Genomic DNA, 20,591 nt, shown 5'->3' on the forward strand with positions numbered 1-20,591 from the left:
CCGCCTCGCCAAGCCCCCGACCGGTCAGGCGCTCAGGTGGGCAGCACCCCGTCGTCGATGGCCTGTCGCCACGCCGCCGCCGCCGCGTGGCAGCCGTCCACCGAGGGGACCAGGGCCAGCCGCAGCCAGCCAGCCCCCGCCGGGCCGAACGCCGACCCGGGCGAGGCGACGATCCGCCTGGTCAGCAGCGCCTGGGCGTACGCCCGATCGTCGCCGCCGGGTGCCCGCAGCCACAGGTAGAAGGTGGCGGCCGAGCCGCTGACCTCGAGCCCGACCTCGTCGCAGAAGGCCTGCATGACCTGGCGCTTGGCCTCGAACACCTCGCGGCGTTCGGCGACGTGGACGTCGTCGGCCCATGCTGCGGCTGCCGCGTGCTGCACGAACTCGGGGCTGGCCGAGCCGATGTTGGGCCGCATCGTGCGCTGGGCGGCGATCAGGTCGGGGTCCCCGACGAGGGCGCCGCAGCGGTAGCCGGTCATGCCGCTGCGCTTGGACAACGAGAACGCCACCAGCACACCGGTCAGGTCACCGTCGGCCACCTCGAGCATCGACGCGGGCAGCGGGCCGGCCGGCGGGTGGATGTCGACGTAGCACTCGTCGGACCCCATGACGATGCCGTGCTCGCGCGCGACGGACAGCTGGGCCCGGAGCCACTCGGGTTCGGCGACGGCCCCGGTCGGGTTGTGCGGGTAGTTCAGCCAGGCGATGAACGCGCGGTCCAGCCGGTCGGCGGGCAGCCGGTCGAGGTGCAGCAGCCAGCCCTCGTCTGCGGACAGGTCGACGCGGTCGGACTCGCCGCCGGCGAAGAGGGTGCCGCGCTCGTAGGGCTGGTAGCCGGGCGAGCCCCAGATGCAGTGCCGTTTGGCCGACCCGGCGTCGAGCAACCCGAGGGGGGCATGGAAGATGCCTTCCTTGGACCCCGAGGTCGGCAGGACGTGCAGGTCGGGGTCCACCTCGACGTCGAACCGGCGCTGGACCCAGCCGGCGATCGCCTCGCGGAGGGGGCGGACCCCGGCCGCGGTCGGGTACTGGCTGACCTCGGGGACGGCGTCGATCAACGCCTGTCGGATGAACGGCGGGGTCGGTTCGACCGGGTCGCCGATGGAGAAGTCGAAGCTTGGCTCGTCCTCGGCGCGCATCTGCCGGGCGAGGTCCTGGAAGGCGGCCAGCGGGTACCCGCCCAGCCGCGCGAGCACGGGGTTCATGCCCGCAGCTTCGCACGCCGGGCAGGTGACCGCCGATCTCGTCAGCGCAGGGTCAGAACCCTCGCCATGCCGGATGTTGTCGTTGGGTGACGAACCGAACCAGCCGGATCGTCATCGGCGACGAACTGGTTGTGGACCATCGTCCAGCGCGATGACGACCCGAGGAGCGGCCGTGCTTTACCGACACTTTGCCAAGGCAGTGGAAACCCATGGGGCCACTCCACCGTCTACTGGAACAACACCGCCCACGAGGCGGGGCCGGCCGGCTCCGCTGGACCTGCTGGGGCGGAAAGGAAGGTGCGGAGACCGTTGAAGCTTCACAGCTCGGTTCCCGAGGACTTGCTCGACCTCTACTTCGGTGAGCTCGGAAAGGTCGCGCTGCTGACTGCGGCCGACGAGGTGCGGTTGGCGAAGGCCATCGAGGCCGGCGTCGAGGCGCGGGCACGCCTGGACGACGAGGACGAGGTGCTGTCCGCCCAGGAGCGGATGCAGCTGCAGATCGTCTCCGATGCCGGCGAGGCCGCCTTCGACCACTTCGTCAACGCCAACCTCCGCCTCGTGGTGTCGGTGGCATCGAAGTTCTCCAAGCGGTCCCAGCTGGGCCTCGACGAGCTGATCCAGGAGGGCAACCTCGGGCTGATCAGGGCCGTGGAGAAGTTCGACTGGCGTCGTGGGTTCAAGTTCTCCACCTACGCGACCTGGTGGATCCGCCAGGCGATCCAGCGTGGCGTCGCGGCGAGCGAGCGGACCATCCGCCTGCCCGTCGCCCTGCACGACGCCCTGGTGAAGGTCCGCGCGGCCCGTGCGCGGCTGGAAGCCATCAACGGTGACGAGCCGACCATCGCCGAGCTGGCGGAGGCCACTCGCCTCAGCGAGCACCGCGTGCGTCGTGCGCTGGACGCCGACAAGACCGTGACGTCGCTGGACCGCAAGGTCGGGCACGACAGCGACGCCAGCGAGATGGCGGACTTCGTCGCCATCGCCGAGGACGCCCCTGCCGAGGAGGTCGTCGAGGCCGAGTTCAACCGCCACATGCTCTCGGTCGCCGAACACCGCCTGGACGAGCGCTCCTGGTACGTCATCACCCGCCGCTACGGCCTCGACGGCCGCATGATCCTCACCCTCGACGCCCTCGGCAAGGAGCTCGGCCTGTCCCGCGAGAGCGTCCGCAAGATCGAGACCCAGGCGTTGAACCGCTTGCAGAAGGAGCTCCGCGCCGCGTAGGAACGGAGCGAAGCGAGGCCCGAGCGCGGCGCGGGCACGCGCCAGCGTGCTACAGCGGGCACAGCGCCGCGTAGCAATCAGACACCGCGCCCCGTAGGAAGCAGACACCGGCGCCGCATGGGCGCGGCGCCGGGCGGCGCCTACCCTGTCAGGGATGACGAGCACGGTGTTGGCGGAGGACGTCGTGCCGCGCCGGCCGCTGGCATCGACCATGTGGTTCGGCAGTGGCCGGTCCAGGGGGCGGACCGTCGCCAAGCTGCCCGGCGGCGGGTGGCGACGCGCCGAGCAGGGGCCTGCTGGACCGCTCGTCTTGGAGGTTCGCCCTGCCAACAACCGCATCGTCCTGCAGGTCTGGGGGTCGGCGGCCACTCCCCCCGGTGCCGTCGAACGTGCGCTGGAAGGCGCACGGGCCTGGGCCGGGTTCCGTGACGACCTGACCGGGTTCGCGGAGCTCGTCGCCCCGCATCCGTTGCTCCGCCACGCGCTCAAGGTCGTCGGAGCACCGATCCTCGGTGCGCTGCCCCGCGCCTCGGAGTCCTTCGGTCGTGCGGTGCTGGGCCAGCTCGTGCAGGGGTTGGAGGCCGCCCGCAGCGCCCATCAGCTGGTCGCCATGCTCGGCAGCTCCACGCCGCAGCAGGTGTCGGCCTGGCCCACGCGCGAGTCGTTGGGGGCGGCACCGGCCCATCAGCTGCGCAGGTGCGGGATCGCGCTGCGCTCGGCGACCGCGTTGCACGCCTTCGCCGTCCACGAGGCGACGTTCGAGCGGCAGGCGGCGGCCCGCGCGTGGCACGAGATGGATGCCAGCCTCACCTCGATCCGAGGGGTCGGCGGATGGACATCGGCGGAGACCCGCCTGTGGCTCGGCGACGCCGACGCCGTCAGCGTGGGCGACTACCACATCCCTGCCACGATCGGCTGGGCGCTGGGCGACCGCTCGGAGGACGACGCGACGATGCTGGAGCTGCTGGCGCCCTACGCCGGGCACCGCGGCCGGGTCATCCGGCTCGTCGAGCGGGCGGCAGGTCGCGGGCTGGTGGAGACCAAGCCTCGTCGTGGCCCTCGTCAGGCGCTGTCGGCGCACCGGTACTGGTAGGCGGCAGCGAGGGCTGGATGGCCTCGGCGTCGCGGGCCAACGACCGCACCATCGACGTGAAGATGGGCCCGTGGAAGGGCACCAGCACCCACCAGTAGAGCCGCCCGATCAGCCCCCGCGGGGCGAAGAGGGCGCGCTGGTGGAGGACGGTCCGGTCCGGCCCGTCGGGTTCCAGCCGGAACTCCAGCCACGCATCGCCGGGCAGCCGCATCTCCGCGCGCAGCCTGACCAACCGGTCGGGCGCCAGCGCCTCGACCCGCCAGAAGTCCAGCGCGTCCCCGGGTCGCAGGTCGTCGGGGTCTCGCCGGCCGCGCCGCAGCCCGACCCCACCGACGAGCCGGTCGACCCAACCACGCATGGTCCAGGCCCACATGTGGGTCGGCCAGCCCCGGTCGCCACCGATCCGCGACACGGCCTCGTACACCGCGGCGGCGGAGGCCGCTGCGGTCTCGGAGCGGACGTCGCGCAGCAGGACGCCGCCGGACCACTCCGGGTCGCCCGGATAGGGCTCGGCAGGGCTGCGACCGGCGAGCGCCGCGTCCCGCCACGACGTCTCGACCTCGCGATCGGCGACGCGCTGGAGCGCAAGCCGGAGGGCGGTCTCGTAGGGCAGACAGGGTTCGGGGTCCAGGTCCTGACCGGTCTCGTGGCCGTCACGGACGACGACGTCGACCGACAGGCTCTGCACGAGGGGCTTCGCCAGGCCGAACGGGACCGGCGTGACGACGTTGACCCAGTAGCTGGACAGGGTCGGGGTCAACGCCGGCACGGTCAGGATGGCGCGCTTGCGCAGGCCAGCGACGGCGGCGTAGCGCTGCATCATCTCGCGGTAGGTCAGCACGTCGGGGCCACCGATGTCGTAGTCGTGGCTGGCCGTGTCCTGCGTGTCCATGGCGGCGATCAGGTAGCGCAGCACGTCGCGGATGGCGATCGGCTGGACGCGGGTGTCGATCCAGCGGGGGCAGACCATGAACGGCAGCTTCTCCGTCAGGTGGCGCAGCATCTCGAACGACGCGCTGCCCGAGCCGATGACGACGGCCGCTCGCAGCACGGTGATGGGCACCGCGCCGTCCTTCAGCACGTCGGCGACCTCGCCCCGGCTGGCGAGATGGGCGGAGGAGTCGTCGTCGACCTCACCCAGGCCGCCGAGGTACACGATCCGCTTGACCCCGGCGGACTCCGCGCAGGCCGCGACGTGGTCGGCGGCGCGACGGTCGGCCGAGGCGAAGTCGTCGGCCGTGCCCATCTGGTGGATGAGGTGGTACACGCCCTCGCAGCCCTCGACGGCAGCGGCGACGTCCTCGGCGACGGTGGCGTCACCGGCCACGACGTCGACCTTGTCGTGCCACCCGTGTTGGGCCAGCTTCTCGGGCGACCGGACGAGGCAGCGGACGCGATAGCCGGCCTCCAGCAGCCGCGGCACCAGACGACCCCCCACGTAACCGGTCGCTCCGAGCACGCAGACGGTCTTCTGAGGGGAGTTCATGGGTGAGGTTGTACCCCGCGGTGCGTATCCTCTCCCCTGCTGTGACGATCCCCGCGCCCGACGACGACCTCTATGCAGTGCTGGGCGTGCCCCACGTGGCCCCCCACATGGTCATCCGTGACGCGCACCGCCGGATCATCCGCGAGTCGCACCCCGACCTCGTCGGCGACTCCACCGCAACGGAACGCACCGTCAGGGCCAACGCCGCATGGGCGGTCCTGAAGGACCCGGTGCGACGGGCGGCCTACGACCGGCGTCGCGCGTCCCGTGACGCCGGGCCCTCGACTGCCGCCGATGACGGCAGTGGCTCCGATGGCCAGGTGCCCAGCTGGGGACCCGGAGGAGTCCGTCCGGTCAGCGTCGCCCAGCTGCGCGAGGCCGCCGCACGGGAGTCGGCCTACTCCGTCATCGGACGCACGCAGCGGGCGGCGTTCTCCGCCGCAAGCCGTCGCGTCGGCGCGGGCATCGTGCTGGTCGGCACGATCGTGCTGCTGCTCGTCGCGCTCCGCTGATCCGCGACGCCGTCGGCGTCGCCGACGTCAGGAGGTCGTGATGATCGGCAGGCCGCCGGCGGCAGGGTCGTCCGGTGCCTCGGCCATGTCGGCGGCGTGCTGGAGCGGCTGGACGAAGGGCATGGCCGTCTTCTCCAGGGGTTCGGACGGCGTGAACTCCGTCAGGGCGCCGTCCTCGTCGAACATCGCCGCGATCACGTGGCTGCCACGGCGACGGGCACCGTAGACGACCACCATCAGGTCCTCGCCGTCCGGTCCGGTCGCCTCGGCCAGGAGGCCGAAACAGGCGGCGTTGGCCGGGACCATGTGCTGGGCGGCGAACACCGACAGGGCGTCCTTGCGTTCGGTGTCGTCGTCGGGGAACCCGTCGAGCGCGGTGACCCTCGTGGCGCCCTCCAGCGGGAGGACGACGGTGACGGGCAGTGGCCGCTCGTGTCGCTCGGTGACGTTGGCGGCCGCTTCCTCCATCAGGACACGAAGCTGGTCGATGTTCATTCGTCCTCCAGGTCCTCGGTCGGTGCCGTGTCGCTCGTGTCCGACAGTGCCGCGAAGAGCTCGTCGGCCGCAACGTCGAAGATCTCGCCCCAGGCGTTGTCGGCGATCAGCGGCGGCCAGATGACCTCGCTGACCTCCTCGCGGGTGCCACGCCCCAGCTCGAAGTCATCGAGGGGGGCCAGGCCGACACAACGGTCGCCGTCGGCGTCGTCGAAGTCACCGGGCTCGGCGACGGCCACGACGGCCACGTCGGCCTCCCACGCCTGCACGAACTCGCGGCCGGCACGGAACGCCTCGCCGCAGTTGGCCCCCTCGACGGTGTAGGTCAGGGCGACAATGTCGACCCCGTCGTCGGCGTACCCGGCGAGCGTGGCCTCCAGCGCCTCGGTGTCGAGGATGTCGGCCTCGTCCAGGACCTGGCGGCCGTCGCGGTCGGGGATGTCCAGCGCGATGGGCGGCTCGCCGCACGCCGAGAGGGCGAGCGCGAGCAGCGCGACGATGAGCAGGGCGGTCGGGCGGGTCACTGGCGGGCCTCGGTGTAGCGCTGGACGGGAGACTCCACGGCATGGGCGGCGGCCAGCTCGGCGACGACCGCCGGGTCGGCCTCACCGGGGAGCTCGTGCAGGTCGACGTCGGTGCGGACGGGCACCACCTCGAGCATCGCGTCGATGTAGTCCGCGCTGTCGCGCAGGGTGGCGGCCAGCTTGGGCGTCTGTTGATCGGCTGCCGCGACGACCGATGCCAGGTCGGCATGGTCCTCCAGCAGCCGGATGGCGGTCTTGGGTCCGACGCCCTTCACCCCGGGCAGCCCGTCGGAGGGATCCCCGCGCAGGATGGCGAAGTCGACGTACCGGTCGGGTGCGATGCCGTACTTGTCGTGCACGCCGGCCTCGTCGTACAGGGCGACCTTCTTGGTGCCCGACAGGGTGTAGCGGACCCGGACGACGGGATCGCGAACGAGCTGGATGAGGTCACGGTCGCCGGTCAGGACCTCGACCCGGTCGCCGGGACCTGCCTTGGCGGCGAGCGTGCCGATGACGTCGTCGGCCTCCCAGCCGGGGGCCTCGACCAGCCGCTCGCCCATCGCCGGGAGCAACCGTCGGAGCAGCCCGAACTGCCAGACGATCTCCTCCGGTGGGGCGGCCCGGTCGGCCTTGTACGCAGGGAACGCGTCCAGGCGTCCCGTGGGCACCTCGGTGTGGTCAAGGCAGTGCACGACCTCGTCGGGCCGTAGCTCGGCGATCACGGTGGCGACCATGTCGAGGTAGCCGCGGACGGCGTTGACTGCGTGGCCGTCGGCGTCGGTGATGGACGCGGGCAGCGCGAAGAACGCCCGATAGGTCAGGCTGGACGTGTCCACCAGCAGGCTCGATGTCATGCGTGCGCAGGGTAGCCGCCTGCGTCCACGCCTGGCCGGACCGCCCGGGTAGGCTTCCCGCCGACATGGCCACTTCTGCACTCGTCTGGATCTCCGGCGCATCGGGCGGCATCGGGGCGGCACTTGCCGCCTCCGTACCGTTCGAGGACGCCCACACCTTCGACCTGTCCCGCTCCGGCGGGGCGCCCGGCACCGAACACGTGCCCGCTGACCTGTCCGACCCGGCGGCGTGGGCGGCGGTTGCGGCCCACTTCGACGCCGTGCTCGGCGACACCGAGGCCGAGACGGCCGTCTTCGTGCACAACGCGGGGACGCTGGACCCGATGGGCTTCGCCGGCCGGGTCGACCAGGCCGCCTACACGCGCAACGTGCTGCTGAACAGCGCTGCCCCGCAGGTGCTCGGCAACGCGTTCCTCGCGGCCGTGGGTCGTGCGCCGTCGGTGACCAGCGCCAGCCTCGTCCTGCTGTCCTCCGGTGCCGCCAGCAAGCCCTACGAGGGCTGGTCGTCCTACTGCGGTGCGAAGGCCGGTGTGGACCACTGGGTCCGGACCGTCGGCGCCGAGCAGGCATCGACCGACAACCCGGTCAAGGTCGTCGCCGTGGCCCCCGGCGTCGTGGGAACCGGCATGCAGGAGTACATCCGGGCGCAGGACGAGACGGTGTTCCCGGCCAAGGAGAAGTTCGTCGGCCTGTACGAGCGTGGCGAGCTGGTCGACCCGGCCGACGCCGCCACCGGCATCTGGTCGGTCGTGCAGCGCGAGGACATCGAGACCGGTGCGGTGATCGACCTGCGGAAGCTGTCGCCGGCGTCGTGAGCGATGCCGTCGAGCCGCTCGGCCTGGTCGAGGTCGGCGACGGGCCACCCCTGGTCGCCGTGCACGGCGCCCTTGCCGGCGGCCGGCTGACCTTCGAGGGTGTCGCGCGCCGATGGGGACGTCGCTCACGGGTGCTGGTGGTCGACCGGCCGGGCTTCGAGCGAACGCCGGGCCCCGAGGCCACCATCGGCGAGCAGGCCCTGCGGCTGCTGGCCACCATCGACGAGCACGCCGACGGCGGACCCGTCGACGCCATCGGGAGCTCCTTCGGTGGGCTGGTGCTGCTCCGGGCGGTACAGGCCCGTCCCGACGCGTTCCGCTCGCTGGTCGTCGTGGAGACCGCCGCCATCGACCTGACGCCGTCGGACATGGTCGAGCCGACGCGCCTGCTTCGTGCCGCGAGGGCCGCGCACGAACGTGCCCAGCTCGATGTCGAAGCGGCGTTCGGCGACCTGTTCGACGCGGTCGACCCGGCGTTGATGGCTGCGCTGTCCCCCCTGTACCGCCGGGGGGACCCGGGGCTGTCGATGCTGCCCGGCGACCTCGCCATCTGGCAGGCGATGCTGGACCGGGCCGGGCTTGCCGACGCCGTGTCGGGGGAGGTTCCGATCCCCGTGACGACCGTCTCGGGCACCACCAGCCATCCGGCGTTCCGCACCTTCGGCGCCTGCACGGCAGCCGCGCTGTTCGGCCACCATCACGTCCTCGACGGGGCCGGTCATGCCGCGCACCTGCACCCTCGTTTCCCCGACCTGTTGGGCGCTCACCTGGACACCGTGGGGTGACCCCTCCCGACGATCCTGGATCCCGCAGGCAACGCGCCAGCGGCCGGCACGTGGCGCGGCGCACCGTCGTCCTGGGTTCGTTGTCCCTGTCGCTTGCGAACCTCGCCGGGGCCATCGTCGTCTTCGTCCTGCTGGCGTTCGTGCTGCCCACCCCCGACGGCATCGACGAACAGCGGTCTCGCATCCTCAACCTGATCCTTGCCGGTGCCTACACGGGCACCGTGGCCGTCGGCGGCGTGATCTTCGGCGCACGTCAGGCGTCGCGGCGGCTGCGCTGGCTGGTCGAGGAACGACTCCCGGACCGCCACGAACGTCGTCTGGCCGTGCGGATCCCGCTGGCCTCGGCGAGCCGGCAGACGGCCCTCTGGGGACTCGCTGCGCTGCTGTTCGCCCTGGTCAACGGGCTGCAGGACGTGCTGCTGGGCGTGGAGGTGGGACTGACCGTGCTCATCGGCGGCCTCACGACCTCCACGACGAGCTACCTCCTGCTGGTCCACCTGAACCGTCGCGTGGTTGCGCGGGCCTACGCCGGCCGGTCGCTGCACCGTCCGCCAGGGGCCGGTGTGGCCTGGCGGGCGGTGCTGACCTGGACGCTGGGCACCGGCCTGCCGCTGGCAGGCATCACGCTGCTCAGCGGACTGGCGATCGGCCTGGACGTCTCCCGTCGCGAGCTGGCCATCGCGGTGTTCGTGCTCGGGCTGACGGCGCTGGCCACCGGTCTGCTCACGGTCCTGCAGTTCGCACGTGGGATGGCCGATCCGCTGCGGGCGCTCCGCCGGTCGCTGGAACGGATCGAGCGCGGCGACCTCGACGTCGACGTCCCGATCACCGAAACAACCGAGATCGGCGTGCTCCAGGCCGGCGTGACCCGGATGGTGGAGGGGTTGCGCGAGCGCGAACGCGTCCGCGACCTGTTCGGCCGGCACGTCGGTGAGGACGTCGCCCGCACCGCCATCGCCGACGGGGTGGCCCTGGGTGGCGAGGAACGGTTCGCGGCAGCGTTGTTCGTCGACGTCGTCGACTCCACCGGGCTGGCCGAGCACAGCTCGCCCCACGAGGTCCTCGAGCTGCTCAACAGCTTCTTCGCCGTCGTGGTGGAGGTCGTGGATGCCCACGGCGGGGTGGTCAACAAGTTCATGGGCGACGCGGTGCTGGCGGTGTGGGGAGCCCCCCTGGCCCACGACGACCCGGCGGGTGCGGCCCTGGCCGCCGCACGGGAGCTCGGCGAGCGGTTGCCCGTGGAGGTGACCGAGCTGCGCGCGGGGACGGGCGTGGCGGCTGGACAGGTCGTCGCCGGCAACCTCGGCGCGTCGACGCGGCTGGAGTACACCGTCATCGGCGACCCCGTGAACGTGGCGTCACGGCTGTCGGGCATGGCCAAGGACCACGACCCGGCGGTGCTGGTCGACCGGGCCGTGCTGGACCGGGCCGACCCCGCCGAGGCCGTGCGTTGGGTCGACGCCGGGGAGGTCGTCCTGCGGGGCCGGTCGAGTCCGACCCCGCTGGCGACGCCGGCCTGATCAGGCCGGCACGACCTTGGCCACCGTGCCGCCGATGCCGAGCACGTAGACCTCACCGCTGTGGTCGACCCCGAACCCCACGGGGCTGTCGATGTCGATGCCGAGGTCCGCGATCTGCGTGACGTCGCCGTCCTGGACGAGGATGGCGCGCACGTCGCCGCGGCAGAAGTCGGCGAACACGTAGGCGCCGGTGAGCTCGGGGATCGCGGTGCCCCGGTACACCACCCCACCGGTGACCGAGCAGTTGCCGCCGCTGCGGGGGTACTCGAAGACCGGCGGGACGTGACCGGGGGCCGAGCCACCACCCGGGCCGGCCTGCGTGCCCTCGAACACGGGCCACCCGAAGTTGCTGCCCGCGCCGGTACCCGCGGCGAGCCAGTCGATCTCCTCCACCGCTCCCTGTCCCACGTCGCCGATGTAGAGGTCCCCGGTGGCGTCGTCGAAGGAGAACCGGTAGGGGTTGCGCAGGCCATAGGCCCAGACCTCGGGGGCGCCGCCCTGACCGTCGGCGAAGGGGTTGTCCGGCGGGATGTCGTAGCCGTCGGCCGTGGGGGCGATGCGCACGAGTGAGCCCAGCAGGGTGAACGGGTCCTGGCCGTTGTCGAAGTCGTCGTTGCTGCCGCCGCCGTCGCCGAGGGACCACCACAGGTAGCCGTCGGGGCCGAGGTGCAGGTCGCCGCCGTTGTGGTTCGACGCGGGCTGGTCGACCCGGATCAGCTCGCGTCGGCTGGCCAGGTCGACTGAGTCGCCGGTGATGGTGAAGGCGTCGATCACCGAGTCACCGGCGCGGTTGGTGGAGGAGACGTACAGCGTCTGGCCGTCGCCGGAGAAGTCGAACCCGAGCAGGCCACCCTCGCCGCCGGTCCCGACGGTGCTGCTGATGTCCAGGACGGTCCGTGGCTGGGCGGTGCCGACGGTCCGGATGATCCCCGCTCGTTCCCCGATCCACAGCTCACCGGTGTCCGGCCTCGGCCGGAGGGTCAACGGCGCCGCGAAGGATCCGACGGTCTCGAGCGCCACGTCGGCTGCAGCCAGGTCCGGCCCGGTCGGTGGTTCCGGGGTGGGCCCGGGCGACGCGTCGGGCGGCACCGCCGGTCCGACCGCGAGGACCGTGACGCGTTCGCCCTGGACCCACGACGCGGACGCTGCCGTCAGCCCGTTGTCGTCGGCATACAGGATCGGCCTGGACTGCTGGCCCGCCAGGGGTGCGGCGGCGAAGAGATAGGCCCAGCTCGTGCCGGCGTACCCGTTGCCGGCCGCCACGCCGTCGCCTGCATCGTCGCCCCAGACCTGGTCGGCGATGGCCACGGCCGTGGCGTCGCGGGCCGGACCCGCGATCCGTCGCACCGGCGCGATCTCGGCCGCCGACTGCTCGACGGCCGTGGACAACGCTGCTTCGCCGCCGAGCAGGAGGATCTCGGTGGGCGCGTGCCGACGGAGCGCGTCGGCGGTGCGCGCGTCCAGGGCGTCGGTGGGGGTGATCAGGATGCGGCTGTTGGTCAGGGCGGCCCACGAGCCGATGGCGGCGGAGTCCGCCCAGTCGTCGTCGCGCACCAGGACCACGGTGTCGGACTGGTCACCGACCGCATCGGCCACCGCGACGGCCGTGTCGATGCGGGTGGCCCCGTCGAGGCGGCGCATGCAGTACCCGAGCTCGGCCACCGCCTGTTCGACGGCCGTGCTGACGGCCGCGTCACCGCCGGCCAAGTAGACCTGCGGTGCGCCGCCCACCTCGCAGCGGCCGGGTCCGAGCGCCCGCTGCAGCTCCTCCAGCATCTCCTGACGGGGCTGCGCATCGGCACCGCCGGTGGTCAGCAGCAGCGTGCCGAACCGGCCGACCAGGGCGGTGGCGGCGAGGTTGTCGACGAACACGTCGTCACGACCGATGACCGCGTGGGAGGCCATGCCGTCGGCGTGCGCGGCCGTGCTGAGCTGCACCGCGCCGATCACCGGGTCGAGGTCGTCGCCGATCCGGCCGTCCTCCTGGGCGTCCGCGCGGCTGCCGACCAGCGGCACGAGCAGCGCCAGGGCGAGCAGCGCGACCATCAGGCGGGTGCGTGAGGACATCGAAGGGGCAGGGCTCATCGGGCAGTCACCTCGTGGATTGGGCCGTCAAGGGAGAGAACGTACAGGGCACCGTCAGCACCCTCGCCGAACGCGACCGGAGCCGACAACGACATGCCGGTGTCGACGTCCTCGACCACGCTGCCGTCGGCGTCGACGACCAGCGCGAAGATCCGGCCGTCGCAGAAGTCGGTGTAGAGGTAGGCGCCGCGCAGGGCGTCGAGGTCGTTGCCCCGGTAGACCCGCCCGCCCGTGATCGAGCACCCGCGTCCGTGGGTGTAGGTGTGGACGGGCTCCACGGTCGGGCCGTCGGCCTGTCCGCCGTCGAAGGGTTCGTCGCCCTCGCGGTGGGGCCAGCCGTAGTTCAGGCCCGCCTCGGCGACGCCGACGCGGTCGATCTCCTCCACGCTGTTCTGGCCGACGTCGGCGATCCAGACGGTGTCGGTGACGGTGTCGAACGCGAACCGCCACGGGTTGCGCAACCCGTACGCCCAGACCTCCGGGGCCCCTTCTCCACCCTCGGCCCACGGGTTGTCGGCCGGGATGCCGTAGGGGTCGCCGCCGTCGGGGTCGATCCGCAGCATGGCGCCGAGCAGGGTGTCGGGCCGCTGGCCGTTGCCGAACCGGTCGTCGGCAGCGCCTCCGTCGCCGAGGGCCCACCACAGGTAGCCGTCGGGACCGAGCTGCAGGTCGCCGCCGTTGTGGTTGGACGCGGGCTGCGGGACGGTCAGCAGGGCCCGACGGTCGTCGGCGCGCAGGACGCCGTCGGACACGGGGACCGCGGCCAGCACGTTGGCGCCGTCGGTGTCGGTGTAGGACAGGTACAGGGTGTCGCCGTCGGCGGACCACGTCAGGCCCAGGAGGCCGCGTTCCGATCCGGTCGTGGTGTCGCCGGAGATGTCGAGGATGGCCTCGCCGACGGTGCCGTCGGGCTGGACGGGCACGACGCGACCCGCGCGCTCGGCGACCCAGAGGGTGTCGTCGCCGGGGCGGACGGCCATCGCGATCGGTGCGGACAGGCGTGCGATCTCCTCCAGCACCAGGTCGACGCTGCCCGGGTCGGCAACCGTCGCTGGTTCGTCGGGCGTGGGATCCGGGGTGGTGGTGGGCGTGGCCGGCACGTCGTCGGTGGGGGTCGCCGAGGGGGTCCCGTCCTCGGCTTCGGTCGTTGCCGATGACGGTTCCGTGGTCGGCGCTGGCGTGGTCGGCGCTGACGTGGTCGGGGCTGGCGTGGTCGGCGCCGACGTGCCATCGCCCAGGGTCGGATCGACGGTGGCGGTCCCTTCCGTGTCGGCGCTGCACGCGGTCAGCAGCAGGAGGAGGACGGCAGGGATCACGACACGGCGCAGCACCGCGCCGAGCCTATGAGCGTGCCGATCCCCCGGCAGGACACGACCCCGACGACCTGCGAAACCCCGGTTGCCGTACGAGGTGGAGGGGCGTACGGTCGACCCGTGACCAACCACGCGCATGTGCAGACGACGACGCCGGAGCGATCCGGCGTGCTCGTGTAGGCCACAGACCGACACACACCCCGGGTCCACGCCCGGGGTGTCGTCGTTTTCGTGGCGTCCTCGCCGGGATCGGGCCCCGGACACCAGAGAGGACCAGCCAGATGAACCCACCCTCCACCACCGTCCACGACCACGTTCAGGACAACGCCCTGCCCGACCACCGCCGGATAGGTCGACAGCTGGGCGTCTTCGCCACCGATGAGTCCCTCGGTGCCGGGCTGCCGCTGTGGCTGCCCGCCGGGGCGGCCATCCGCTGGGAGGTCGAGCGCTACATCGTCGAGCTCGAACGCCGGCACGGGTATCGCCACGTCCACACCCCGGTGCTGGCCAAGCGAGAGCTGTACGAACGTTCCGGTCACTGGGCCCACTACCGCGACGACATGTACCCACCGATGGACGTCGGTGGTGACCAGGTCGTGCTGCGACCCATGAACTGTCCCCATCACGTCCTCGTCTTCGGCGCCGAGCGGCCATCGCTGGGCGAACTGCCCTACCGCCTGGCCGAGCTCGCGCCCATGTTCCGCTTCGAGCGTTCCGGCGTGGTCGGCGGCCTCTCGCGGACCCGTCAGATGACCCTGTCCGACGGCCACGTCTTCTGCACCCCCGACCAGATCCACGACGAGATCAGCGACATGCTCAGCATGGTCGGTGCGGCCTACGACACCCTCGGGATCCCACGACCTCGGTTCCGGCTGTCCCTGCGTGACGAGGGGCCCAAGTTCGTCGACGACGACGACATGTGGGCCCGCAGCGAAGCGGCGTTGCGGTCCACCCTCGTCGACCACGGCCTTCCCTTCACCGAGGCACCGGGCGAGGCCGCCTTCTACGGGCCCAAGATCGACCTGCAGGTCAGCGACCCCCAGGGACGAGAGGAGACCCTGTCGACCATCCAGGTCGACTTCCACCTTCCCGAACGGTTCGACCTGTTCGCCGAGCACGGACCGCACCGGGTCATGCCCGTGATGATCCACCGGAGCATCGTCTCGACCATGGAGCGCATGGTGGCGCACCTGCTGGAGGTCCACGACGGGGCGATGCCGCCCTGGCTCGCCCCGGTGCAGGTCCGCGTCGTACCGATCGAGCCGCTCCCGTCGGGTCATGTGGCTGCCGTCCGGAACGCGTTCCTTCGTCGAGGGCTGCGAGTGGACGTCGATGCCCGCGACGCGACCCTCGGTGCGCGGATACGGCAGGCCAGGCTGGACAAGGTCCCGTGGACCGCTGTGGTCGGCCCTCGAGAGGCGGCCGACGGCACCGTCGCCCTGCGGCTGCGATCGGGTGCGCAGCGCCCACCAGCGGCGTTGCAGTCCACCGCCGACGCCCTCGGTGCGCTCGTGGACAGCCGCTCCCCCGACCTGTGGCCCGCCTGAGCAGGCCCCCCGCCAGCACTGTCCACAGACGTGCCGAATCCGGAGGTTGGCCACGGTGGATGACACTGTTCAACACCAGCCACGAAGCGGAGATCATCACCACTGATATTTCGTCCGAAATGGTGTTTGAGCTGGGGAAACAGGCGATCCGAGACCCCCGCTGCGGTATACTCGAACACACGATCGAGACAGGAAGACGGGGTCGAGGACATGGGCGGGCAAGGGGTGGTTGAGGCAGGTGAGGTGACCGAGCTGGTCACCCACCTCCACACCCTCGCCAGCCGGTTCGACCCCGACCAGATCCCCGATGGTGACGTGGCGGGGTTGGTGGTGGACCTGGGTCGTGCGGGTCGGCTGGTCGACGGGATGCTCACCCGGGCCGCCCGACGCGCCACCGAGACCTCCGCACACGAGACCACCGGCGCCAAGGACGCGGCGACGTTGATCGCCACCGCGACCGGCACCTCCACCGCCGCAGCCAAGAAGATGCTTCGCACGTCAGAGCAGCTGGTCGACCAGCCCGACGTGGACAAGGCCGTCACGGACGGGACCCTGTCGACCGACCAGGCCGTCGTCGTGTCCGAAACCGTGGCCGATGCGCCAGAGAAGGCGGGCGAGCTGATCGGGGACGCCACCAGCCAGACGTTGCCGGAGCTGCGCAAGAAGGCCCGGGACATCCGCACCGCCGCCGATCCGGACCCCGAGATCACCCGCCGTCGGCACCTGGCCCGGCGGGCGTTCCGGTCGTGGACCGAAACCGACGGCGAATGGAAAGCGTTCCTGTCCGGCCCGGGTGATCTGGGTGCCCGGATCGAGGCGGCCCTCCGTGGTGAGCACGACGCGGTGTTCCGGACCGCCCACGCCGCCGGACAACGCGAGGACGATGCCTGCTATCGGTTCGACGCCCTCCTCAACCTGCTCGAGACCGCCAGCGGCAGCACCGTTCGCGGTGACACCCCCGACGGCGGCAGCGCCGACGACGATCCCGGCACCTCGACTCCCACAGCCGCCCCACGGTCAAGGCGGACGGGTCGGCAGACCAAGGTGATCATCCGCGTCGACGGCTCCGCACTCGTGCGGGGTGAGGTGGAGGACGGCGAGACCTGCGAGATCGCTGGCATCGGATCGGTCGCCCTGTCCGCCGTGCGCGAGCAGATTCCCGACGCCCACATCACCTACGTCATCACCAACGCCCAGGACGTCACCGTCGCCCACCTCGGACGACAGGTCACCGCCCACCAACGCACCGCGCTGGAAGCCCGCGGCTACCAATGCGAAGTCCCCGGCTGCACCGCCGACCACCTCCTGGAGATCGACCACGTCACCGGCTGGGCCATCACCCGCACCACCCGGCTGTCCGACCTCGCCTGGCTCTGCACCAGCCACCACCGACAGAAATCCAGACGTCACTACCGACTGCTCGGCCCACCCGGACAACGGACCTGGGCCACCCAAACCGGCGTGGAGATCAGCCGCGACCCACCCGCCGAAGCCGCCTGAACGCGAACAGGTCCGACCCCGCTCGTTGTCGCTACGAGGTGCGACCGAACCCTTGGGTCGAACACAGTCCGGGCCCGCTGGTCACGTGAACTGGTGGGGCCCCGCGGGTGAACGCGCGAGCCCTGTTGGCACGGGGATCGCCTTCCCGGATAGCGTGCCCGGCCATGAGCACCCTGATCCTCATCCGCCACGGCCAGTCGACGTGGAACGCCGAGAACCGTTTCACCGGCTGGGTGAACGTCCCCCTGACCCCGCAGGGCGAAGCCGAGGCCACCGCCGCAGGTGAACGCCTGGCCGCCGAGGGGCTGACCATCGACGTGGCCTACACCTCCGAGCTGCAGCGGGCCATCAACACCGGCCAGCGGGTCCTGGCAGCCATGGGCCAGCCGGACCTCGAGCAGATCCGCTCCTGGGAGCTCAACGAGCGCTTCTACGGGGCCCTGACCGGCCGCAACAAGCAGCAGACGCGCGAGGAGTTCGGCGAGGAACAGGTGCACATCTGGCGTCGGTCCTACGACATCCCCCCGCCCGCCGGCGAGAGCCTGGCCGACACCGGCAAGCGCACCCTCCCCTTCTTCCACGACACGATCGTCCCGGCCACCCGGGAACACGACGTCGTCCTGGTCGCTGCCCACGGCAACTCCCTGCGCGCGATCCTCAAGGAGCTCGACGGCATCAGCGACGAGGACATCCCCTCGGTCAACATCGACACCGGGGTCCCCTACCTCTACGAGATGACCGACGGCACGCCCACCGGCAAGCGCATCCTCGAGGCGTAGCCGGTCCGAGCGAGACCGGCTCGCTCAGGCCTGAATGTCCCGTGCATGGCGTGCGCCGCAGGCCATGCACGTGTGCCAGAGCTGCCCCCGCTCGCGGCTGATCACGGCACCCGAGGCGTGGCACTCGATGCAGTGCACCGAGGACGTCCACAGGTTCTGGCCTCCCTCGCCCTGTCCGGTCCACTCCGACCCACGGGCTGCACGACGGGCGACGTCCCGACGCAGGTGCGCCACCCACAGCCCGCCGAGCACGACCGCAGCGACCAGCGCGGCGGCGACGAGCGGATCCATGCGACCGAGGCTACTGGTGCGTAGATTCCGCCGGAATGGACTCCGCACCACCCGCCACCGTCACCCTCGACGACGTCGACGCGGCGGCCCGTCGCCTCGACGGTGTCCTCCGCCGCACGCCGACGATCCGCATCGCCCTGGACGACGGTCGCCCGCTGACGCTCAAGCTCGAGCAGCTGCAGGTCACCGGGTCGTTCAAGGCACGCGGGGCGACCAACGCGATCCGTGCGCTGCCGGCCGACACGCCGGGAGTGGTGACCGCATCGGGCGGCAACCACGGCCAGGCCGTCGCCTGGGCCGCCACCAACGCGGGCATCGACGCCGTCGTGGTGGTACCCACCACGTCACCGGACCTCAAGGCCGACCGGGTCGCGTCGTTCGGGGCACGCGTGATCCGCCACGGGGACGTCTACGACGATGCCGAGGCGCTCGCCCGCGAGATCCAGGCCGACGAGGGACGCACGTTCGTGCACGCCTTCGGCGACCCGATGGTCATCGCCGGACAGGGCACCGTCGGCCGCGAGATGCTGGCCCAGGCGCCCGACTGCGACGCCCTCGTGGCGGGCATCGGCGGCGGCGGACTCGTCTCCGGCGTCGGCGTGGCCGCGTCCACCAGCGCCGTACGGGTCATCGGCGCCGAACCCGTCGGCGCGCCCACCCTGTACGAGGCCGTGGCCGCCGGCGGCGTACCGGTCGAGGTGACCGTCGACACGATCACGCGCCCGTCCCTCGGGGCGCGGGTGACCACCGCGCTCAACGCCCGACTCGTCGCCGACCACGTCGACCGGATCGTCCTCATCGACGACGCTGCCGTCCTCGCTGCCCGCGACTGGCTGTGGGACCGGGTCAGGATCGCCGCCGAGCTCGGCGGCTGCATCGGCCTGGCAGCGGTCCTGACCGGGAACGTCGACGCTGACCACCCCTGCGTGCTGATCTGTGGCGCCAACGACGACTGGGCCGCACCGACCTTCCGGTGACCGGCGGGGGCCACCGGCCCGAACGGCCCACCCCCGGATGCCATCGGCCACTAGACTCCCCGCCCACATGATCACCATCACCGCGCAGAGCACCGACCTGGCCGAGCTCGACGTCGACGCCATCGCCGTCGGCGTGTTCAAGGGAGGCATCGAGGGTCCCGGCGCCAGCCACCTCCTGTCGGTCCTCGGGCTCGACGACTTCCCCGTCACCCCCTCCTTCCGGGGCGACGTGGGCCAGACGCTGCGCATCGCCGCACCGGGCCAGCCGTTCGGCAGCATCGTGCTGGTCGGCCTGGGCCGCATGGACGGGATCAGCCCGGCGTCGCTGCGTCGGGCCGCTGGTGACGTCATCCGCGCCGTCCCCACGGCAGCACGCATCGCCACCACCCTCGCCGAGGTCCATCCGACCCGCGCCGCGATCGAAGCGGTGGCCGACGGCCTGACCCTCGGCGCCTACACGTTCACCGAGTTCACCTCCACCGGTGCCGGCGACGTCCCGGCGGAGCGCGAGGCGATCCTCGTCCTTCCCTCCTCGATCCTCGCGGAGGCCGATGCCGCGATCGAGCGGTCCCGGGTGGCGTGCGAGGCCATCGCCTTCGCCCGCGACCTGGTCAACACCCCGCCGGGGGACGCCACACCCATCGACATCGCCGACCGCGTCGTCGAGCGGATGGGCGACCGGCTCGAGGTGACCGTCCTCGACGAGGACTGGCTGACCGAGCAGGGTTTCGGGGCGATGCTCGGGGTCGCGCAGGGGTCAGCCAACCCGCCGCGCCTGGTCCGCATCGACTGGACGCCCGAGAACCCGCTGGCCCACGTGGTCGTCGTCGGGAAGGGCATCACCTTCGACAGCGGTGGCCTGAACCTCAAGACCGGCGCCGGCATGATGACGATGAAGGCGGACATGGCCGGCGCCGCCGCGGTCGCCGGGGTCATGGACGCGATCGCGACCCTCGGGGCACGGGTCCGCATCACCGGGTTCATGGGGCTGGTGGAGAACGCCATCGGCGGCAACGCCCAGCGCCCCAGCGATGTCGTCACGGCATGCAACGGCACCACCATCGAGGTGGCCCACACCGACGCCGAGGGCCGTCTGGTGCTGGCCGACGTGCTCGCCCACAGCGCCGAGATGGCACCTGACGTCATCATCGACCTCGCCACCCTCACCGGGTCCGCGGTGGCAGCGCTCGGCCCGTACACCGCGGCCCTGCTGTCCAACGACGACAGCCTGCGCGACGCCGTCAGCCGGGCCGCCGATGCGGCCGGAGAACCCCTGTGGCCCCTGCCCCTCATGGAGGACCTCGACGTCTGGCTCGACACCGGCACCGCCGACGTCCACCACCTGGGCCCCGACAAGGGCCCGGACGCCATCATGGCGGCGCTGTTCCTCCAGCGCTTCGTGGGCGACGTGCCGTGGGCACATCTCGACATCGCCGGGCCGGCCTTCCTCGACAAGGCTCACGTCCGGGGACACCAGCCCGTCGGCGGAACCGGCTACGGCGTGGCCACGCTGCTGGCCTATCTGCAGCAGCAGGCCAGCTGAGGAGAACCCACACGGGTACATCCCGGGGACTCAGGTCCCCGGC

General features: G+C 71.9%; 19 protein-coding genes. 11 read left to right on the top strand and 8 right to left on the bottom strand.

The window, feature by feature from the left end; genetic code table 11:
- Positions 1–32 precede the first annotated feature (32 nt).
- Entirely contained in the window at positions 33–1,205 is a 1,173-nt protein-coding gene (locus DVS28_RS14735) for an aminotransferase class I/II-fold pyridoxal phosphate-dependent enzyme (RefSeq protein ID WP_114592131.1), read from the bottom strand.
- A 309-nt stretch (positions 1,206–1,514) separates the two neighbouring features.
- Here DVS28_RS14735 and DVS28_RS14740 point away from each other — a divergent pair, with 309 nt between their 5' ends.
- On the top strand, positions 1,515–2,429 hold the full coding sequence (locus DVS28_RS14740; protein ID WP_164710562.1) for a sigma-70 family RNA polymerase sigma factor: 915 nt from the start codon (positions 1,515–1,517) through the stop codon (positions 2,427–2,429).
- A gap of 154 nt (positions 2,430–2,583) precedes the next feature.
- Positions 2,584–3,522 (top strand): DNA-3-methyladenine glycosylase family protein, encoded by a 939-nt coding sequence (locus DVS28_RS14745; RefSeq protein WP_114592133.1) that lies wholly within the window; start codon positions 2,584–2,586, stop codon positions 3,520–3,522.
- Here DVS28_RS14745 and DVS28_RS14750 read toward each other — a convergent pair.
- Complete coding sequence (locus tag DVS28_RS14750) at positions 3,425–5,008, bottom strand: SDR family oxidoreductase (protein WP_114592134.1); 1,584 nt, start codon at positions 5,006–5,008, stop codon at positions 3,425–3,427. The two genes, DVS28_RS14745 and DVS28_RS14750, sit on opposite strands and share 98 nt — an antisense overlap.
- Positions 5,009–5,028: 20 nt before the next feature.
- Here DVS28_RS14750 and DVS28_RS14755 point away from each other — a divergent pair, with 20 nt between their 5' ends.
- Positions 5,029–5,520, top strand: a complete 492-nt coding sequence (locus DVS28_RS14755) for a J domain-containing protein (RefSeq protein ID WP_216826050.1) — start codon at positions 5,029–5,031, stop codon at positions 5,518–5,520.
- A 27-nt stretch (positions 5,521–5,547) separates the two neighbouring features.
- On the opposite strand, the gene DVS28_RS14760 is transcribed toward DVS28_RS14755, so the two are convergent.
- From DVS28_RS14760 to DVS28_RS14770, 3 genes are read right to left on the bottom strand one after another with little or no spacing between them, the layout of a single operon-like run.
- A complete protein-coding gene (locus DVS28_RS14760; protein ID WP_114592136.1) occupies positions 5,548–6,015 on the bottom strand; it encodes a hypothetical protein in 468 nt (155 codons plus the stop codon).
- Entirely contained in the window at positions 6,012–6,539 is a 528-nt protein-coding gene (locus tag DVS28_RS14765; protein WP_114592137.1) for a hypothetical protein, read from the bottom strand. Before DVS28_RS14765 ends, DVS28_RS14760 begins: the two co-directional genes overlap by 4 nt.
- The gene (locus DVS28_RS14770) at positions 6,536–7,393 is read right to left on the bottom strand and encodes a 5'-3' exonuclease (RefSeq protein WP_114592138.1); all 858 of its coding nucleotides are present in this window, start codon (positions 7,391–7,393) and stop codon (positions 6,536–6,538) included. Before DVS28_RS14770 ends, DVS28_RS14765 begins: the two co-directional genes overlap by 4 nt.
- A gap of 65 nt (positions 7,394–7,458) precedes the next feature.
- Here DVS28_RS14770 and DVS28_RS14775 point away from each other — a divergent pair, with 65 nt between their 5' ends.
- Genes DVS28_RS14775 through DVS28_RS14780 form a run of 3 tightly spaced genes read left to right on the top strand, consistent with a single transcriptional unit; the run spans position 7,459 to position 10,513 of the window.
- The gene (locus tag DVS28_RS14775; protein ID WP_164710563.1) at positions 7,459–8,208 is read left to right on the top strand and encodes an SDR family NAD(P)-dependent oxidoreductase; all 750 of its coding nucleotides are present in this window, start codon (positions 7,459–7,461) and stop codon (positions 8,206–8,208) included.
- Positions 8,205–8,993 carry an alpha/beta hydrolase gene (locus DVS28_RS28465; RefSeq protein WP_164710564.1) on the top strand — a complete coding sequence of 263 codons (789 nt, stop codon included), beginning with the start codon at positions 8,205–8,207 and terminating at the stop codon, positions 8,991–8,993. The genes DVS28_RS14775 and DVS28_RS28465 overlap by 4 nt, the downstream gene beginning before the upstream one ends.
- Positions 8,994–9,043: 50 nt before the next feature.
- Positions 9,044–10,513, top strand: a complete 1,470-nt coding sequence (locus DVS28_RS14780) for an adenylate/guanylate cyclase domain-containing protein (protein WP_216826051.1) — start codon at positions 9,044–9,046, stop codon at positions 10,511–10,513.
- On the opposite strand, the gene DVS28_RS14785 is transcribed toward DVS28_RS14780, so the two are convergent.
- Complete coding sequence (locus DVS28_RS14785) at positions 10,514–12,598, bottom strand: PQQ-dependent sugar dehydrogenase (protein WP_164710566.1); 2,085 nt, start codon at positions 12,596–12,598, stop codon at positions 10,514–10,516. It lies immediately after the preceding gene.
- Entirely contained in the window at positions 12,595–13,929 is a 1,335-nt protein-coding gene (locus tag DVS28_RS14790; protein ID WP_164710567.1) for a PQQ-dependent sugar dehydrogenase, read from the bottom strand. Before DVS28_RS14790 ends, DVS28_RS14785 begins: the two co-directional genes overlap by 4 nt.
- 263 nt (positions 13,930–14,192) lie before the next feature.
- Between DVS28_RS14790 and thrS the strand changes: the two genes are divergently transcribed.
- From thrS to DVS28_RS14805, 3 genes are all read left to right on the top strand, one after another.
- On the top strand, positions 14,193–15,458 hold the full coding sequence (thrS, locus tag DVS28_RS14795; RefSeq protein ID WP_216826052.1) for a threonine--tRNA ligase: 1,266 nt from the start codon (positions 14,193–14,195) through the stop codon (positions 15,456–15,458).
- A 243-nt stretch (positions 15,459–15,701) separates the two neighbouring features.
- On the top strand, positions 15,702–16,958 hold the full coding sequence (locus tag DVS28_RS14800; RefSeq protein ID WP_164710568.1) for an HNH endonuclease signature motif containing protein: 1,257 nt from the start codon (positions 15,702–15,704) through the stop codon (positions 16,956–16,958).
- A gap of 164 nt (positions 16,959–17,122) precedes the next feature.
- Entirely contained in the window at positions 17,123–17,737 is a 615-nt protein-coding gene (locus tag DVS28_RS14805) for a 2,3-bisphosphoglycerate-dependent phosphoglycerate mutase (protein WP_114592144.1), read from the top strand.
- A gap of 24 nt (positions 17,738–17,761) precedes the next feature.
- On the opposite strand, the gene DVS28_RS14810 is transcribed toward DVS28_RS14805, so the two are convergent.
- Positions 17,762–18,028 carry a hypothetical protein gene (locus DVS28_RS14810; RefSeq protein ID WP_114592145.1) on the bottom strand — a complete coding sequence of 89 codons (267 nt, stop codon included), beginning with the start codon at positions 18,026–18,028 and terminating at the stop codon, positions 17,762–17,764.
- A 35-nt stretch (positions 18,029–18,063) separates the two neighbouring features.
- Here DVS28_RS14810 and DVS28_RS14815 point away from each other — a divergent pair, with 35 nt between their 5' ends.
- Positions 18,064–19,005 (top strand): threonine ammonia-lyase, encoded by a 942-nt coding sequence (locus DVS28_RS14815; protein WP_114592146.1) that lies wholly within the window; start codon positions 18,064–18,066, stop codon positions 19,003–19,005.
- A 67-nt stretch (positions 19,006–19,072) separates the two neighbouring features.
- Positions 19,073–20,548, top strand: a complete 1,476-nt coding sequence (locus tag DVS28_RS14820) for a leucyl aminopeptidase (protein WP_164710569.1) — start codon at positions 19,073–19,075, stop codon at positions 20,546–20,548.
- Positions 20,549–20,591 lie beyond the last annotated feature (43 nt).

Origin of the sequence: Euzebya pacifica, assembly GCF_003344865.1 — a bacterium.
GTDB classification, from domain to species: domain Bacteria; phylum Actinomycetota; class Nitriliruptoria; order Euzebyales; family Euzebyaceae; genus Euzebya; species Euzebya pacifica.